Genomic DNA, 16,922 nt, shown 5'->3' on the forward strand with positions numbered 1-16,922 from the left:
GCACTATTTAGTAACACGGTTTCTTTGATAAAAGGGCAGGGGGATAATTTTGGCTTGCAGCCGTCGTCCACGTATCTCTACTTCAACAAGTTGACCGATATCGGCGTAAGAGTGGTGGATCAGGGCCAAGCCAAGGTTGGCTCTTAAGGTAGGAGATTGTGTCCCCGTCGTGACTTCTCCAATCGCGGCTTCTGTTCCGGCAGCATGAACCGGGTAATGGGCTCTTGGAATTCCGCGCTCTATCATCTCTAAGCCAACCAAACTTCGGGGAACTCCTTCCTCCCGTTGTCTGATCAAGGCTTCGCGGCCGATAAAGTCTCCACAATTCCACTTAATAAAGCGAACCAGCCCGGCTTCGAGCGGAGAGATACTTGCGCTCAGCTCCTGGCCGTAAAGCGGTAAGCCCGCCTCAAAGCGAAGCGTGTCTCTTGCACCAAGCCCCGCGGGAAGCAGCCCTGCAGGTTCGCCCGCTTTCATCAGCGCATCCCAGAGGGCCGGGGCATCCTCCGCAGCTACATATAGCTCGAAGCCATCTTCGCCGGTATATCCGGTACGCGATAATAGGGCGGGGATGCCATCCACGAGAGCATCAGAGACAAAGGTGAAGGGCCGCAAGGAACCAGGCTGTACTTCCTCGCATAGGGGAGTCAGTATGGACTTCGCCAGGGGGCCCTGCAAGGCCAGCAAGGCGGTGTCGGCCGATGCGTTATGGAGAGCCACCCCTTCATGGGGAACATGCTGCACCAGCCATTCCCAGTCCTTATCGATGTTGGAGGCGTTAACGACCAGCATGTACCGGTCCTGCTCCAGCTTATAAATCAACAAATCATCCACCACACCACCGTTCGGGTAACAAAGGAAGGTATATTGCGCTTTGCCCGGCTTAAGCAAGCTTACATCGTTGGTCGTCAACTGCTGCAAGAAGCCTTCAGCTTCAGGACCCTCGACGTAAAATTCCCCCATATGCGAAACATCGAACAGGCCTGCGCGCTCACGCACGGCTTCATGTTCTTTTTGAATACCGCTAAATTGCACCGGAAGCTCCCAGCCGCCAAAATCGATGCATCTGACCCCCTCGTAACGGGCATAGCGGGGAAACAACGGGGTTCGCAGCAATTGGGCTTCAGTCATTTTCATCACCTCATGGGCCAGCAGGCCGTATTTTCGGTCATTACCTTGCAACGCAAAAAGGACAGGCAAAGAAATTCCGCATGCCTGAAGCATGACGGTCTTTCTCGGCTCTGTCCCTTGTACCTGAGAGTTACCCTGCTCCAGACTCACGTAAAAAACGGGTCTGCTTACAGGTTACCCCTTGGGTGATTCGCTCTTAACCAACGTCCTGTGCGAATTCTCTCCAGAGATGCGTCCGGCAGAAGTCCTTTTGCCTGAGAGATTCACCGTCGTATGACGGTTTGCTCCTTCGGCGTTACAATGCACTGCTGCATGTAATCTCTCCTTCTGCCTTCAACCGCGACGTATATACATCTCATTAATACTTAAATTCCTTATTGATGTCAAGAAACTTATCACAAAAATCAAAAAATATCTCTTATTTACAAGTGAAACGTTTTCTTCATAGTTTGAAACTTATATTGTGTCAATTTTAATAACGTAGTGTTGGGTTGCTTCATAGGCAAATAGAGAGTTATCTGTTATGAAGCTATTGAGCTTTGGGAAAAGCCGATTCAGAAGGTGAAGCAAAAGGGTATATTCTATTTGGGAGATTCCAGCCCAATCATTTAATACGCAGACCGCCATGCTGTTGCAAAAAATAAAAGCGCATCGCGAGAAACGGATGGGGGAGTTTATATGAGTGTGTTATTTTCCAAATACGGCATTCTCATTACCAAGAAAAACGGACGTTACTTGCTTAGTTACGATGATGGAGGCTTGTTCGTTCGTTATCGCACTATTGAAGTAACGCCGCAAGAGGCGGAGAAGGCCATGCAAAGCCCGGAGGAGGCGTATGAGGTATTGCTTACGCTAAGGAACCGGGAGCGCAGTGAAAAAGAAAAGCGACAATAAAGAATTGTCGAAAAATAGAATTGGATGTTAAGAAATATGTCGTAAATTTACGAAAAATAGTTTGTTATCCCTAATTTGATCTTATATGGACGCCAACCTCTTAAAATTGTGTTAATATTCTTGACACGAAGCCCGGGTTTGTCATAATCTGAACGTAAAATAGGCATAGGGTGGAGGAGACCAGTCGGTAGAGGAGGAAATTGCTTGGCTAATGAGATCAGGGAACAGGTAGCGTACAGTGACGAACATGAATGGGTGTTGGACCTAGGGGATGGCACCGTAAAGATCGGAATTTCGGATGTGGCTCAGCATCGCCTGGGCGATATTGTGTTTGTGGAACTACCGGACCTGGGACAAGAAATCGAGGCCGATGATGTTATTGGAACGATTGAATCTGTCAAGACGGTGGCTGATTTGTTCACCCCGGTTAGCGGAACAGTCCTTGAAATCAATGGGGAGCTGGAAAGTGCACCGGAGCTTGTCAATGAGGAGCCTTATGATGGGGGATGGATGGTGCATATCCGGCTGAAGGAGGACCCGAACATCGCCTTGTCCAGATTGATGGATGCCAAAGCGTATGCGGCATTTGTGGACAGATAATCAATTAGGTCCGATTTGCCCATACAACCAACAAGAGGTTCGCTTCTCGGGTAATCAGCACCCTGAGACGAACCTCTTGTTTGGCTTGCACTTTATTTGGCAGGTAGCAGCAGGGAGCGATACAGTACCTCACAAATAAATTCCATGGCTTCAAGCCGCAATTTGGCTTGTTGAATGGTATCTCCCCAAACATATATACCGCCACCTCGCAACAACAAGACCTGAATACGGGTATCTACCACTTGCGGGAGCTGTTTTGTAGCAGGAAGGGAGCTATGGTTGGACAAGATTGGTATGCGGATTTCAGCCGCTTCCTCCCATATCCCAAGCTGCTGAATCAACTCGAAGCCCTGAGCATGGAGGTAGCCATTATCCCCGTAATAATTACTCATGACGCTGCTGAACACGCTATGGGCATGGATAATTGCTTGACAGCCCGTCATGCGGTACAGCTTCGCATGAAGTGATATATCATCGCTGGGAAGCAGACGGGTTGATTGGCAGGGAGAGCCGGTGGAATCGGCAAATAGAAATTGTCCCCGGGAGGGCCAACTGGCTTCTTCCCGGATATCTTGCTGGGCCGTAACCGCGAAATAGAACTCGTCCGGCTTGTAATCTCCAACCCGAACAGACAGGCTTCCGCTAGCCGCCGGAAGCTGACCGCAAGCCATTAATTGCTCCCTGGCGTCCTCCAGATTTCTTAGAGCCTGTAGCTTCTCTTCCAGCATTATGGCTTCGAACTCCATCCGTCCCCTCCTCCCCTCATTGCTGTGATAGGCAGCTTATAGCAATGCCTGCTTCACGGCTTCTCCCATTTCCAGGGAACGCTCGGCAGCCCGGTGTACGGCTGCTTTGACACTCGTCTGGAAGCCGCCTGAGGTAAGTACGCCGATAGCAGCTTGTGTGGAGCCATTCGGAGAAGTGATATCCGCACGAAGCTTCGTGGGCTCTTCGCCGGTCTCCTGCATCATCAATGCAGCGCCAAGCACGGTCTGCACGGTCAATTCGCGGGCTTGTTCCGGCGAGAGGCCACCTTCCACCCCGGCGGCAATCATGGCTTCCATCATATAATAAACATATGCTGGTCCACTACCGGATACGCCAGTCAAAATTTCCATTTGCTGCTCGGGAATGACGCTGACGATGCCTACGGCTTCAAACATGGAAAGCGTTTGGGCCCGGTGTACGGCTGTTGCTTCTGGCGAGAAGGAGATTCCTGTTGCCCCATAACCAATAGAACTGGACGTATTGGGCATGGTGCGAGCAATGGCCACCTTGCTGCCCAGCAAAGCTTGCATCGTGGAGATGGACAAGCCGGCAATCAAGGAGACGACCAGTTGGTCCTGGTGGAGTAGCGGTCCAAGAGCGCTTAACGCCTCGCCTGCATCCTTCGGCTTCATGGCCAGCACGATAATGGAGGCTTGTCGTAATTGTTGCTGCTTGCTTTCTTCATCTTGCGGGGTTACAACGCCGTATTGCTCGGATAAGAAAGCTAGCCGTTCTTGATTGGAACGGTTCAGCATGATAATACGGTCAGCTTGGGCCACTTGCTTATGCAGGAGCCCGCGTACTATAGCCTCGGCCATGGAGCCCGCTCCATAGAAGCAGATTGAAGCAGAAGCTAGAGGTTCATTGGAATTCATCGATGGATAACCTCCCGGGTGTAAGATATGAACAGAGGGGCGGTCCGGGCATTATTGCCGGATCTGGCCGTTCCCCTGAATGATGTACTTGCTTGAAGTCAAAGCGTTTAACCCCATAGGACCCCGGGCATGAAGCTTTTGCGTGCTGATGCCGATTTCGGCCCCAAAGCCAAATTCAAAGCCATCGGTAAAGCGAGTGGAGGCATTATGGTATACGGCTGCAGCATCGATCTCCTGCTGGAATCGCTCGGCTAGAGCATGATCCTCTGTCACGATGCATTCCGAGTGCTTGGTGCCATACCTTGAGATATGCTCCAGCGCCTCTTCCAGGTTGCCAACAATCTTGACGTTCAGGATATAGTCATTATATTCTGTCGCATAATCCTGCTCTGTAGCGGGAACAGCCCAAGGAACCAGACGTAGGGTCTCTTCACACCCTCTGAGTTCAACGGCGGCCTCCTTGAAGCGTTCCGCCAAATCCGCTAAATGCTGCTTGGCAAAGGCTTCATGGACAAGCAAAGTCTCCATCGCATTGCAGACGGAGGGCCGCTGTACCTTGGCATTCAGGGCGATAGCCGTGGCCATGTCCACTTGGGCGGTGGCATCAAGATATGTGTGGCAAATGCCAGCGCCTGTCTCAATGACAGGAACCGTAGCGTTCTGCACGACATTCTGAATCAAGGAACTGCCACCCCGTGGAATGATCACATCCAGCAAGCCGTTCAGCTTAAGCATCTCGTCGACGGAAGAACGATTTGGGTCCTCGATGAGTTGCACCGCAGCCGGTGGAAGCGCAGTTGCAGCCAGCGCCTGATGGATAATCTCCACGATTTTACGGTTGGAGGAGAGGGCGGAGGAGCCGCCACGAAGAACAACGGCATTGCCTGTCTTCAGACATAGTCCCATAGCGTCGACGGTAACGTTAGGCCGGGCCTCATATATGATTCCAATGACGCCAAGTGGTACGCGGCGCTTCACGATGTGTAGACCGCTTGGCCGATCCAGCGTTTCCAATATGTCGCCCACAGGGTCGGGTAAGGCGACGATTTGCCGCAAGCCTTCGGCAATGCCTGCAATTCGGTCCGGGGTCAATGTCAACCGATCCAACATGGAAGCCGAGGTGCCTTGTTCTTTGCCGCGCTGAAGATCCTCGGCGTTTGCTTCGATGATGGCAGCCGTTCCATTCACCAAGCCTTCGGCTGCTGCCAGCAACGCTTCGTTTTTTTGCGCTGTTGTTAATCTATTCAGTTCCGCGACGGCCCCTTTGGCCAATATTGCTTTTTGTCTCACTTCGCTCATGATATAACCTCCTCTAATGTATTCAGGCTTTCAATGAAATCCATTCATCCCGGTGAATAACCTCCAGGCGGTGAACGACTTCCATCTTCTTGACCACTTCTGCACTGGGCAGTCCCAGGATACCAAGAAGCTGCTCCGTATCATAATTCACGATTCCTCGTCCCAGTACCTCACCCTCCAGATTCACCACCTCAACGACGTCGCCTGTTTGGAAATGCCCTTGGGCAGCCTTTACTCCTACCGGCAGCAAGCTACATCCCCCATGGATCATGGCTTCCTCCGCTCCGGCGTCAATAGTTAACGTGCCAATCGGGATAGAGAAGAAGCCCAGCCATTGTTTCTTCCGTGGAATGGCAGCTCCGTGCGCTTCAAAGTAGGTTCCTTCTCCGTTGCCAAGCACGGCAGCAAGCAAGTCACCTTCCTTGGCCATTCTACCAACGAAGATGGGAATGCCACCGATCGAGGCGATTTTGGCCGCATCGATTTTGGAACGCATGCCACCAGTGCCCACCGATGAGCCTGCCCCTCCCGCAATGGCATAGATTTCGCCCGTAATTTCAGGAACATGACTAATCCGTGTTGCCGTAGGGTCTTTGCGGGGATCACCGGTGTACAAGCCAGCCATATCCGTAAGGATCAAAAGTTGATCGGCCCGAATCAAGTTGGCGACGAGTGCGGAGAGGGTATCGTTGTCTCCGAATTTCAGTTCATCAAGGGAGACGGTATCGTTCTCATTAATGATGGGTAGCACATTTCGCTGCAACAGCTCTTCAATAGCCATGCTGGCGTTGCCGGTCCGTTTCCGGTTTTGAAAATCGGCTCGGGTGAGCAGTACCTGTGCCCCGGATATACCGTGTTTTGCAAGTTCTTCCCGATAGGTCTGCATCAGAAGGGCTTGCCCGACGGCGGCTGCGGCCTGCTTCTCATGCAACAACTTCGGACGTTCGGGGTAACCGATCTCGCGGAAGCCGGCAGCAACGGCTCCCGAGGATACGAGCAACGGTTGATAGCCGCTTTGTATCAGCTTGGCGAGCTCAGCGGCAAAATAAGCCACGGCGTTTCGGTTCAACGCTCCTTCCGATGAAGTCAGTGAACTGCTTCCAATTTTGACAACAATGCGACGCAGCATGGTAATCACTCCTACAACTTGGTTAGATGATGTCTGTCCTTTGGAGGTTGTTCGCGAAAAACAAAAAAACTTCCGCCTTTGCATGCAAAGGACGAAAGTATGACTTCCGCGGTACCACCTTAATTGATGAGGTTCTCATCCGACTCGAATACCCGTTAACAGGGGCGCTGTCCGGCCTGGAAGCCGGCCGCTCGGGGGTAGGGTTCGGAAAGGGCAAGCCTGTAAATTCTCTCAGCCGGTGGAATTTACTCTCTTTGCGCTGCTATCTTTCTTACTGGTCCCGTCTTTGCGTTTGGACTCATATAAACGAAATTAATTAATGCTAGAATACCACGCGTTCGGCGCCATTGCAAAGGAAAGACACAAAGAAGTTAGTCCCATCTTGGTATACGGATAGCTTGCGGAAGCTGTTTGATCCACCTATGATGATAGCAAAGCCCATAGCGAAGGGACGGGAAAAGATGAGGAACGAAGCGAAGCAAATCATGAATTGGCAGATTGCGCTAATTCAAAGCGATATTGCCCTTGGTCAGCCAGAGCTTAACAGGGAACGTCTGGAGCAAGCGATGAAGCTTGCGATGTCGGCTTCGGAGAAGCCGGATGTCCTTGTTCTGCCGGAGATGTGGAACACAGGATATGCCCTGGCTAATCTGGAGCAATTGGCTGATCCTGACGGGCGGGATAGCCGAGCCTGGCTATCAGCATTTGCCCGCCGCCATAGTGTTCATATCGTGGGTGGGTCCATTGCCGAGCGTCGGGGAGAACGCATGTACAATACGATGTATGTCTTCAACCGCTTGGGTGAAAACATCGGTCGCTATTCCAAAATCCATCTGTTCCGTTTAATGGAGGAGGAGAAGCATCTGCAGCCAGGTGAGGAGAATGTGATCTTCGAAATGGACGGCACGCTTGCTGGAGCGGCCATTTGTTACGATATCCGCTTCCCGGAGCTTGCACGCACCTTGGCCTTGAAGGGAGCGAAGGTACTGTTCGTCCCGGCCGAGTGGCCTCATCCCCGGTTGAATCATTGGCGTACGCTGCTGATGGCCCGGGCTATTGAGAATCAGATGTACGTCATCGCTTGCAACCGCACTGGCCGAAGTGGCCAGAATGATTTCTTCGGGCACTCCCTCATTATTGATCCCTGGGGTGAAATCGTTGCGGAAGGTGGGGAGGGCGAAACGGTCGTTCGCGGGGTTATCGATCTGTCGCTGGTGGAGCAGGTGCGCAGCAGTATTCCTGTTTTTACTGACCGCTGTCCGGCAACTTACGAATTATAGAGCGATTCGCGCTGTTCCATCGTGGCTTTGAAAGTATCGATGAATGCTTCGGCGGCCTTGGATAAATACCGTCCCTTGCGGTACGCAATGACGAGGGTACGGCTCGGAACAGGCTGGGTTAGTGGAAGATAAGCCGGTATCAGTTCACTACGCTTCGCCCGAGCGATAAAGCGCGGGACGAGGGTAATCCCCATACCTGCGGCCACTAGGGACTGCACCGTCTCCATATTATTGCTCTCAAATACTACATTTGGCTCAAATCCGGCGCTACGACACAGATCGACGGTAAGTTTGCGGAAGCCCTGGCCTTTTTTGAGTACGATGAATGCTTCGTCTCTTAATTCCTCCAGCGGGACGCCTTGTTCCCGAATGCCGGGGATGTTTGTTAGCCGGTGATCCGGCGGTACAGCCAAATCGATAATCTCTTCGCCAATGGGGACGTAGGAGAGCGTTGGTTCCTGTAACGGCAAGGACAAGAGGCTCAGGTCCGTGCTTCCGCCGGCGGTAAGCTTCTCCAGATTAAGTGAGGTATCTTCCAGCAGGGTTACGCGGATATCCGGGTAGTTCTGCTTGAAGGCGGGCAGCACATAGGGTAGCAGATGAGAGCCCGTGATTGGCATACTCCCGATGACAACGCGTCCGGCGCGTAATTGGGAGATATCATCCATCTCCTGACGCAGTTCGGCAACGGCATCCATAATTCTCTGCGCGTGCTCAATGAAGCTAGATCCGGCATAGGTCAATTCTACAGTGCTTGTATTGCGCTGAAACAGCTTGACCCCAAGCTCCTGCTCCAGCTTGGAGAGTTGTTGGCTGAGCGAAGGCTGGGCGATATGCAGCTTGTCTGCTGCCCGGGAGAAATTCTTCTCTTCGGCAATTTGCAAAGTATATTGAAGCTGGCGTAATTCCATGGCAATAACCCCTTTATTTTTATCCAAAGATGACTTTTGAACACTCACTTATAGTATATACCTATAAGCATAACATATTTAATAGGGGAAATCAGAGGGATTTGTCTTGTCGCCTCAATACCCGGTATAATAAGATCAAACAACAAAGGCTTGGAGGACGTAGGTTTGAACAAGAACAGATGGTGGAAAGAAATTGGCGGCTGGGGCATATCCATTGTACTCGGCTTTGTGCTTAGCATGATTATCGGTATTTTTATTATCCAACCTTATAAAGTAGACGGGCATTCAATGGAGCCCACCCTCAGTGACAAACAGCGGATTTATGCCTGGAAGTTCGCCCACGTGCTAGAGAAGGCACCCAAATTTGGCGACATCGTCATTATTGATAGTCGGGTGGAGCGAGATCGCACCTTCCTGGATGATGTTAAGGAACACCCCATTATTACCTGGATGTCTGGCAAAGATCACGATGTTTTCTATGTGAAGCGAGTCATCGGTTTGCCGGGGGATACCATTGAGGTGAAGGATGGACAGGTATATCGCAACGGTGAACAGCTTGAGGAAGCTTACATCAAAGAAGCGATGGACACCGGTGCAGCCCCGCAAATCTGGGAAATTCCTGATCAGCACGTGTTTGTGATGGGAGATAACCGGAACAACAGCAATGATAGTCGCAGCATTGGTCCGGTGCCGCTCGATCATGTTATGGGAGTTGACTCTTTCTAATTGGAAACCGATTTAGTCTCAGCTTAAGTAAAAGCTGTTCGCATCAGACTTTGTTCTGATAAGCGGACGGCTTTTTTTTGCGTTTAAAACTCTATTGCCTCATAGAAGGTGAAACAGTTTGGATCTATTCAGGAGCTGGGATCTAAGTTATTTTGTGATTATTGACAGCAGTCGATGTATATTTTCCTGACATGCTTGAAACGACAGAACAGAGAGAATGAAATATGATGAGACACGGAGGAGCTTTATGCAGAAAGAATTTGTTATTTCCAACCCACAGGGAATTCACTCAAGACCTTCTGGAGAAATCATGAAGAAGGCCAAAGCTTACCCTTGTATGATTACGCTTACAAAAGATGGGAGAGAGGTGAATGCAAAGAGTATAGTTAGCATTCTGACCCTGGAACTCCAACCTGGGGACCGAGTGTTGTTAAAAACGGAAGGCAGCCAGGAAGAAGAGGCTTTACGCGAAATCGGAGGCCTTCTGGAATCGTTCCTGGACTAATGTACCGTCAAAAAGGAGAGACGCAGGATGACGCTATCCATGAGATCACGAGCTCTTCTCAAAAAGATTTTGCAGGTGCAATATCCGCTGCGTATCAAGCACTGCGCCGATGAGTTTCAGGTCAGTGAGCGGATGATCAAATATGATTTGGAGTCCGTTCGGTTGTGGCTGCGTGAAGAGAATATTGAGGTGCAGTCCAAGCCAAGCGTGGGGATCTGGATTGACTGTGAGGATGAAGAACGGGCGCAATTGCTGGCCAAGTTAGAGAACGCCGCCGGTCAGGTATTTATGAATCAATGGGAGCGGGTCCGTTGCATCATTCTGGACTTGATTATGAGTCCTTCACATATCACGATCGGAGATTTGATGAAGCGTAATCAGGTCACTCGCAGCACCACGCAGTCCGATCTGCTGCTAACTGAGGAATTTTTGAACCGATGGGAACTGTCTATCGAACGCTCCAGGTTAGGGCTGAAGATCGTCGGCGAGGAGAAGCACCGGCGAATGGCACTAGAGAGCGTTGTCCAGGATTCAGTGGACGGCAGCGATTTGTTTGAAATCGTGCAGGGTGTAGCTCGGAGGCAGGCACCGCCCCATTACAGCACTATTTTGGAGCGATTCTGGCTCGGCATTCAAGGTGGAGAGCGGTTATTTCAAGCGTTGGGTTGTGTGGTCGAAGAGATGGAGCGACGACTTGGGGTGCTCCTGTCAGATCGTGTTATCGTGTCCGTTTTTATCCGGATGTGCATCGTCGTCCAGCGTTGCGAGTACGAGTTGCAATTGCTGCCGGAAGACCCGGAAGCCGGAAGAATGATCGAAGGGATGAAGGGATACACCATTTTCCGTGAGGTATTGTCCGATGCTTCGGAAAAATGGGGGTTCCAGATGACCGACGAAGCCGTCCGTTATGTTTCACTACAGGCAACGATGGCGATCGACCCTGGGACGAGTAGTGTGCCTAGCAGCGGCTTCGACTCGTCGGATACCTTTGCGATAGTGCGAGCGTTGCTCTATGAAGTCGGAGAGCGTACGGGGGTATCTTTCGCAGAAGACATGCAACTGTTCAATTCCCTGCTAGCCCGCGTTGCCGAGATATTGAATAAGCACAGCTATGGGGTCGTTGAACCGCATCCATTACTGCAGGAAGTGCTGCGTTCTTACAGGGCGATGTTTGAGCATGTGCAGGAAGCGGGGCGGATTGCCTTCAACGCATACGCTCTTGTGCTGAATGATTCGCATGTTGCTTCGTTAGCCCTGCTGTTTCAGACAGCCTACGAACGTAGAGATGAGCTTCCCAAGTATCGGGCAATCGTGGTTTGCGGCACAGGTATGGGGACCTCCACGCTACTCAAGACCCTTATTGAAAAAGAGATACCGATGATCCATGTCGCTGCAGTGTGCTCTATTATGGAGCTTCAGAAGGTGCTGGATCAGGCCCGTTACGATCTGACCATCAGTGTATTCCCGCTCTCCGCCAGTGTTCCTGTCGTACTAAACGTGCCGGTTGTGGTGGTAAATGTAATTCCGGGCAAGCCGGACTTTCAGGCTATACGGGCGGAGTTAAAACGGATTGAAGATACGGGAGGGGTACCGCGAGGGGCAGACCACGCGGAGACTTCTCTGACAGGAGGCAGCCCCTCTTCGCTGGCCTACCGTTTCCAGAATATTATTTTCAAAGGCTACATGCTCGGCAAGCGAATTATAGATCGGTTTGGAGATCGCCTCTCGCCGGAGCGAGTTGATGGGTTAACGCTTCATCTGCTGTATATGATGAATCGGATCGCATTCGGCACGGAATATCGCCAAACTGATACGACTTCGGCTGAGCAGGAGTTTCGTTCTTTGTCCGAAGAAGCGCTTCGGGAGATCCTGGAAGAGGAGCATATCCAGATTAACAGTAGTGAAATTCAGGCGATACTCCGCTATTTGGAGTGAAGCAGCAGGGAGGCAGAGAGATGCAGCCGGATTTAATCATTCGCGGAGGGCAGGTCATAGACCCTTTGACCGGGCGCCGCGGTATTTGCGATATTGCTGTGTCGAACGGAAAGATTGCAGAATTCAGTGAACCGGGAAGTCTTGTCGGTGCAGGTGGAAATGAACTAGACGCGACGGGGTGCTACGTGGTTCCCGGTTTGATCGATTTGCATGCCCACGTCTTCGAATCGGTTGAAGGCATGGGCGCGCAAGCAGATATTGTCGGCGTGCAACAGGGTGTGACGACGGTGGTGGATGCGGGCAGTTCAGGCGAACAGAATTTTCATCACTTCATGGCGGAAAGTGTGAAGAAGAACAAGACAGACGTCAAGGCGTGGCTAAATATTTCAAGCCTGGGCTTGGAAGGTAGCAAGTCGGAGCTTAAAGATATCACCACACTGCATATTGATCGTACAGTTGAACGAATTCGCGAGTTCCCGCAGGTTATCGTGGGAATCAAGGCCAGAATGAGCGGTTCGGTAGTCAGGAATAGTGGTGTTGAACCGCTAAGGATTGCCAAGGTGGCAGCTCGCGAAGCGCAGGTCCCGGTGATGGTGCATATCGGTAACGCACCCCCTCAACTGGATGAGGTGCTGGATTTACTCGAAGCGGACGATGTGGTTACGCATGCTTTTCACGGCAAGCCAGGAGGCCTTCTTTCGGAGGCTGGAGAGTTGATTCCGGCAGCGAGAGCCGCGCTGAATCGGGGTGTATTGCTGGATATTGGCCACGGTAGCGCCAGCTTTAGCTTTCGGGTCATGGAGCAAGCCCGCCAGCTTGGAGTTAACCCGAACTCGATTAGCACAGATATTTATGTGGACAACTGGCGTAACGGCCCGGTATATAGCCAGACTTTAACGATGTCAAAGCTCCTGGCGGTTGGCTATTCACTGGAGCAGGTAGTAGAGATGTCGACGCTGGCTCCGGCCAAGGTGCTTAAGCAGGCCGACCGGATCGGAACACTAAAGGAAGGAACGCCCGCCGATATTACGCTGTTACGGCTCGTGAACGAGTCGGTGGAGCTTGTGGATGCAGATGGGCAAATATTAACCGGGCAGCAAGTGTTAAAGGCTTGTTATACGGTCAAAGACGGAGCGATTGTAATATGCAAATAACGGAACAAGCCTTGGAGGAAATGAAGCGGCAGGATGCAATCAGACCGGAGGAAGTTGGCGAAATCACTGATTTACTTCGGCTGGCGCAGCAGTTGGCAACAGAGAAGGGAGTCATGCTGTCCTTCGAGAGGGCTCTCGCGATGGGCGTTCACCTGACCGCTTTTGTTCGCCGGGTACGCAGTGACAGCTACTTACCGGAACTGGAAGAAGGCATGTTCGATGAGGTCAGCAAAGAGCTTGTTGAAGTGAGCAGACAGGTGCTAGCAAGTTATCAACTACCAGAGAATAGAACATTGGATGATGCTGAAATTTTTTATCTGACAGTGCATTTTGAAGCAGCTAAAACCTAAACCAAATCCTAAGAGCAGGAGCGTGGAAAATATGGAAGAGAAGGTCAAAGTTGTGATTGGTCATAGATTAGGCAAAGGGCAAAACGTAGCCAAAGGCGTGGAAGCTGCGGGCGGAATCGCTATTCTGATTCCTGGTGTTGGCGCGGATATGAAGCTGGGGGACGTGATGAACGCCGAGCAGGCTGACTTCGGCATTTCTTTCTGCGGCAGTGGTGGTGCGGGCGCTATCAATGCCAACAACAAATATAAATACCCGATGGTTTACGGCCTTCGTTCCGTAGAGAGCGGTGTGACGGCTATCCGGGAAGGCAAGAAAGCAATTGGCTTCGGGTTTCTCGATATTGAAGAACTGGGCAAGAGTCTGACGGAAGCATATATCAAGCAAAACAGGGGGTGACCACATCGTGTATCGAGAACAGGAAATGATCGTTACCGTAAGCGGAAGCGCAGAGAGTAGGGCAGGAGCTTTCCAGCGCGCCTTAAGCCAGGTGAAGGTGGAAGTAACCAAGCAGTTGCCGGAGATCATTCTTCAAATTGTCCCACAAGACGTAGAGGTTCTTTCTGCCACTGAATTGACCTACAAGGAGCGGTTTCTCGGATTTCTGTTCCCACGCACAAGAACCTGTTGTGATATTCGAATGAACGTAACGGTAAGTCTGCGTTATGTGAAGCTATCTGATATTCCGTACGAAGAACGGAAAGAGAAGCTGTCTCTAGCCCAGCATGCGCTTCGCTTGCGTTGATTAGCTACTTAAAGATTGGGAGGGACTCACTTGAACGGTATAGTTATCATTTTTGAATCCATCATTATTGGTTTGCTGGTAGGCTTTGGTGTCAGTGCGGGTGCAGCGCGAATGTTCCATGCCCCGACCGTCCAGGGTCTGGGGGCGTTTCGCAGCCTCGGGGAACTGAACGCCTGCGAAGATGATCCCGTCGCTCACTTCTCCTTTGGTCTCGGCTTTCTGTTCAACGCCTGGGCATCTGTTGTTGGGGCCGGTGCGCTGACGGGCGATGTGGATCACCGAATTGTACCTCACTGGTCAGCCGCTGTGCTAATGATTCGCAATCGTAAAGTTGAAGACACCATGCATAATCCTAAAAAAATGGCGTTTGCCGGAGCTGCTGTCGGCGCTGTCGTCGTGACGTTCCTGAACTTTACGGCATCCTCGATTCCGGCCGGGTTGCAAACGGTGGCAAGTGGTGTTATTGTGCCGGCAGCCAACTGGCTATTGAATCCGATCATGCCGCTGGTCTTCTGGACGGCGGCCATGGACGCGGGCAAGCGGACAGGGATATGGGCCACGATTTTGGGTGGCTGTGCCCATCTGGTCATGGGCAATGCGGTGCCAGGGCTGGTCCTAGGGATTCTTATTGGTAAAGGCCTTGATGATAGTGGCTGGAATAAAGTCACCAAGTCAATTACAGTCGCCGTTGTACTGCTCTTCATCTTTAGTGGCTTCTTCAGGGCTTTCGACGTAGCTTTGTTGCACAGCTTAAATATTGATATTCCTCAAGGATTGATTGATCTACATGCATTCTTTGGAACGGTGGTGGAATAACGTGGGAAATACGGATATTCAGACAAATGACACGGCCAAGCAGGGTTTTTGGTTTTCCGAGTGGGCTTTTACTCTGTTCGTCGCCTGTGTAGCGTCGGGAACATTTGCTGGTACGCATTTGTATTATATCTATGGCGTGGGCGCATTCAACGATATTGCGATCGTATCACTGCTGAAGGCCGGGATTGAAGGTGGCAGCTTTGGCGCAGCGGCAGCATTTGGGGCGAGCTTCCTGTTCGCCCGGGTGCTGGAAGGTCCGCTGGTCGGAATCCTTGACGTGGGTGGATCGATTCAGACCGGTGTTGGCATCGGCATTCCGGCGATTTTGCTGGGCGCTGGTCTGACGGCCCCGCTGGAGAACTTTCCCTTGTCCCTGGCGACTGGAGCACTAATTGGATTCTTGATAGGTCTGCTGATCATTACAATTCGCAAATTCACGATTAAATCGGCTCAATCGACTTACGGCGCCGATGTTGTGATGGGCGCGGGCAATGCGGCCGGACGGTATCTCGGTCCTCTGCTCATTATCTCTGCTATTATGGCTTCCATTCCTGTTGGAATTGGTGCCACGCTGATGTCCGCTGTCTTCTATTATTACAAAAAACCTATTGCGGGTGGAGCAATTATTGGCGCCATGATTATGGGGATTTTCTTCCCCATCGCACCGTAATAGATCAGAAACGGGATGGTGCAATGAATATATTCGCGCAGTACGGCTGTAAGCCGGTAATTAATGCAAGCGGCAAAATGAGTGCTCTCGGAGGAAGTGCGGTGGCTTCAGAAGTCGCTGCAACGGTCCGCGAGGCGGCGATGGATTATGTGGATATCTCCGACTTTATGGAGGCGGCAGGTGCTGTCATTGCGGAAGCGACCGGAGCTGAGGATGGCTGCCCCACCTCAGGAGCTTCGGCGGGAATGGCGATCGCGGTAGCTGCGGTGATTGCAGGCAATGATCCGTCGCTAATTGAACGCATGCCCGATTCGGATGGAATTCGTAACGAAATTGTGGTTCAGAAGGGACATTCCGAGCCCTTTGGCGCCTTCATTAAACAGATGATTGCGTTGGGCGGAGGACGAACGGTGGAAGTCGGCCATGTCGATTTTACAGAGGAGCGGCATATCCGCGAAGCTATTAACGAAAAAACAGCGGCACTGTTCTTCGTGAAGTCTCACCGCACCACACAGACGGGTATGCAAAGCTTGGAAACGATGATCACGGCCGCGCGTGAGAATGGGTTGCCCGTAATTGTGGACGCTGCTGCGGAAGAGGATCTACGAAGCTATATTGCGGGTGGAGCGGATATCGTTATCTACAGCGGAGCCAAGGCGCTGGAGGGACCGACTTCCGGCATGATCTGCGGGCGCTCGGAATACATGCGGGCCTGCCGAGCGCAGTACACGGGCATCGGCCGACCGATGAAGATTGGCAAGGAAGGCATTGCTGGCCTTCTTGCGGCTTTAGAGCGCTATGCAAGTCGGACGGACGACTCCGAGCATCAGAAGAAGCGCATGGTCGGGTTGGTCGAAGACTTGCGGGACATCTCCGGCATTCGGGGTAGCATCGTACAGGATGAAGCAGGCAGAGCCATCTTCCGGGCGAAGCTGGAACTGGATGAGGAAGTGCTGGGCTTCGGCGCCCGGCGGCTGGCTGAACTGCTAGAGTCTGGTAATCCGGCGATCTACACGCGCAGTCACAAAGCTGCTATCGGTGTGTTGTATATCGATCCGAGACCACTCCTGCCAGGGCAAGAGCGGATGATTGCGGCCCGTATCAAGCAAATTGTGCAAGGACAATAAAGTAAGTCA

19 protein-coding genes and 2 riboswitches are annotated in these 16,922 nt (G+C 51.7%); of the genes, 13 read left to right on the forward strand and 6 right to left on the reverse strand.

What is annotated here, in order from left to right:
- Positions 1 to 3: 3 nt before the first annotated feature.
- Positions 4 to 1,131 carry a glycine cleavage system aminomethyltransferase GcvT gene (gene gcvT, locus AC1VOR_RS09870; protein ID WP_482617698.1) on the reverse strand — a complete coding sequence of 376 codons (1,128 nt, stop codon included), beginning with the start codon at positions 1,129 to 1,131 and terminating at the stop codon, positions 4 to 6.
- A gap of 108 nt (positions 1,132 to 1,239) precedes the next feature.
- Positions 1,240 to 1,360: riboswitch (glycine riboswitch) on the reverse strand.
- A gap of 3 nt (positions 1,361 to 1,363) precedes the next feature.
- Positions 1,364 to 1,468: riboswitch (glycine riboswitch) on the reverse strand.
- Between the two features lie 341 nt (positions 1,469 to 1,809).
- On the opposite strand from gcvT, the gene AC1VOR_RS09875 reads away from it, so the two are divergent.
- Positions 1,810 to 2,025, forward strand: a complete 216-nt coding sequence (locus AC1VOR_RS09875; RefSeq protein ID WP_482617444.1) for a hypothetical protein — start codon at positions 1,810 to 1,812, stop codon at positions 2,023 to 2,025.
- Positions 2,026 to 2,229: 204 nt separating this feature from the next.
- Positions 2,230 to 2,625 carry a glycine cleavage system protein GcvH gene (gcvH, locus tag AC1VOR_RS09880; RefSeq protein ID WP_059052618.1) on the forward strand — a complete coding sequence of 132 codons (396 nt, stop codon included), beginning with the start codon at positions 2,230 to 2,232 and terminating at the stop codon, positions 2,623 to 2,625.
- A 92-nt stretch (positions 2,626 to 2,717) separates the two neighbouring features.
- On the opposite strand, the gene AC1VOR_RS09885 is transcribed toward gcvH, so the two are convergent.
- Genes AC1VOR_RS09885 through proB form a run of 4 tightly spaced genes read right to left on the reverse strand, consistent with a single transcriptional unit; the run spans position 2,718 to position 6,696 of the window.
- Positions 2,718 to 3,371, reverse strand: a complete 654-nt coding sequence (locus AC1VOR_RS09885; RefSeq protein ID WP_482617445.1) for a class II aldolase/adducin family protein — start codon at positions 3,369 to 3,371, stop codon at positions 2,718 to 2,720.
- A 36-nt stretch (positions 3,372 to 3,407) separates the two neighbouring features.
- A complete protein-coding gene (gene proC, locus AC1VOR_RS09890) occupies positions 3,408 to 4,268 on the reverse strand; it encodes a pyrroline-5-carboxylate reductase (RefSeq protein WP_482617446.1) in 861 nt (286 codons plus the stop codon).
- Between the two features lie 51 nt (positions 4,269 to 4,319).
- A complete protein-coding gene (locus tag AC1VOR_RS09895) occupies positions 4,320 to 5,567 on the reverse strand; it encodes a glutamate-5-semialdehyde dehydrogenase (RefSeq protein WP_482617447.1) in 1,248 nt (415 codons plus the stop codon).
- A 22-nt stretch (positions 5,568 to 5,589) separates the two neighbouring features.
- On the reverse strand, positions 5,590 to 6,696 hold the full coding sequence (gene proB / locus AC1VOR_RS09900) for a glutamate 5-kinase (RefSeq protein WP_482617448.1): 1,107 nt from the start codon (positions 6,694 to 6,696) through the stop codon (positions 5,590 to 5,592).
- Positions 6,697 to 7,157: 461 nt separating this feature from the next.
- Here proB and AC1VOR_RS09905 point away from each other — a divergent pair, with 461 nt between their 5' ends.
- Positions 7,158 to 7,976, forward strand: a complete 819-nt coding sequence (locus AC1VOR_RS09905) for a carbon-nitrogen family hydrolase (protein WP_482617449.1) — start codon at positions 7,158 to 7,160, stop codon at positions 7,974 to 7,976.
- Here AC1VOR_RS09905 and AC1VOR_RS09910 read toward each other — a convergent pair.
- On the reverse strand, positions 7,964 to 8,887 hold the full coding sequence (locus tag AC1VOR_RS09910; RefSeq protein WP_482617450.1) for a LysR family transcriptional regulator: 924 nt from the start codon (positions 8,885 to 8,887) through the stop codon (positions 7,964 to 7,966). The genes AC1VOR_RS09905 and AC1VOR_RS09910 overlap by 13 nt on opposite strands.
- Positions 8,888 to 9,052: 165 nt before the next feature.
- Between AC1VOR_RS09910 and lepB the strand changes: the two genes are divergently transcribed.
- The 10 genes from lepB to AC1VOR_RS09960 all read left to right on the forward strand — a co-directional run bounded on the left by lepB (position 9,053) and on the right by AC1VOR_RS09960 (position 16,913).
- Positions 9,053 to 9,613: a signal peptidase I gene (gene lepB / locus AC1VOR_RS09915; RefSeq protein ID WP_482617451.1), complete on the forward strand. Its 561-nt coding sequence runs from the start codon at positions 9,053 to 9,055 to the stop codon at positions 9,611 to 9,613.
- A 247-nt stretch (positions 9,614 to 9,860) separates the two neighbouring features.
- Entirely contained in the window at positions 9,861 to 10,118 is a 258-nt protein-coding gene (locus tag AC1VOR_RS09920) for an HPr family phosphocarrier protein (RefSeq protein WP_482617452.1), read from the forward strand.
- 27 nt (positions 10,119 to 10,145) lie between these two features.
- The gene (locus AC1VOR_RS09925) at positions 10,146 to 12,053 is read left to right on the forward strand and encodes a BglG family transcription antiterminator (protein ID WP_482617453.1); all 1,908 of its coding nucleotides are present in this window, start codon (positions 10,146 to 10,148) and stop codon (positions 12,051 to 12,053) included.
- Between the two features lie 20 nt (positions 12,054 to 12,073).
- Entirely contained in the window at positions 12,074 to 13,207 is a 1,134-nt protein-coding gene (locus tag AC1VOR_RS09930) for an amidohydrolase/deacetylase family metallohydrolase (protein ID WP_482617454.1), read from the forward strand.
- Positions 13,198 to 13,557, forward strand: coding sequence for a PRD domain-containing protein (locus tag AC1VOR_RS09935; RefSeq protein ID WP_482617455.1), 360 nt, complete (start codon positions 13,198 to 13,200; stop codon positions 13,555 to 13,557). The genes AC1VOR_RS09930 and AC1VOR_RS09935 overlap by 10 nt, the downstream gene beginning before the upstream one ends.
- A gap of 31 nt (positions 13,558 to 13,588) precedes the next feature.
- On the forward strand, positions 13,589 to 13,954 hold the full coding sequence (locus AC1VOR_RS09940) for an SFCGS family glycine-rich protein (protein WP_482617456.1): 366 nt from the start codon (positions 13,589 to 13,591) through the stop codon (positions 13,952 to 13,954).
- A 7-nt stretch (positions 13,955 to 13,961) separates the two neighbouring features.
- Entirely contained in the window at positions 13,962 to 14,300 is a 339-nt protein-coding gene (locus tag AC1VOR_RS09945) for a DUF4312 family protein (protein ID WP_482617457.1), read from the forward strand.
- A gap of 39 nt (positions 14,301 to 14,339) precedes the next feature.
- Complete coding sequence (locus AC1VOR_RS09950; RefSeq protein WP_482617699.1) at positions 14,340 to 15,116, forward strand: DUF4311 domain-containing protein; 777 nt, start codon at positions 14,340 to 14,342, stop codon at positions 15,114 to 15,116.
- 1 nt (position 15,117) lies between these two features.
- Positions 15,118 to 15,786 carry a DUF4310 family protein gene (locus AC1VOR_RS09955; RefSeq protein WP_482617458.1) on the forward strand — a complete coding sequence of 223 codons (669 nt, stop codon included), beginning with the start codon at positions 15,118 to 15,120 and terminating at the stop codon, positions 15,784 to 15,786.
- A 23-nt stretch (positions 15,787 to 15,809) separates the two neighbouring features.
- Positions 15,810 to 16,913, forward strand: a complete 1,104-nt coding sequence (locus tag AC1VOR_RS09960; protein ID WP_482617459.1) for a DgaE family pyridoxal phosphate-dependent ammonia lyase — start codon at positions 15,810 to 15,812, stop codon at positions 16,911 to 16,913.
- Positions 16,914 to 16,922: the final 9 nt, after the last annotated feature.

The organism is Paenibacillus sp. 1SOY10, from assembly GCF_056836745.1.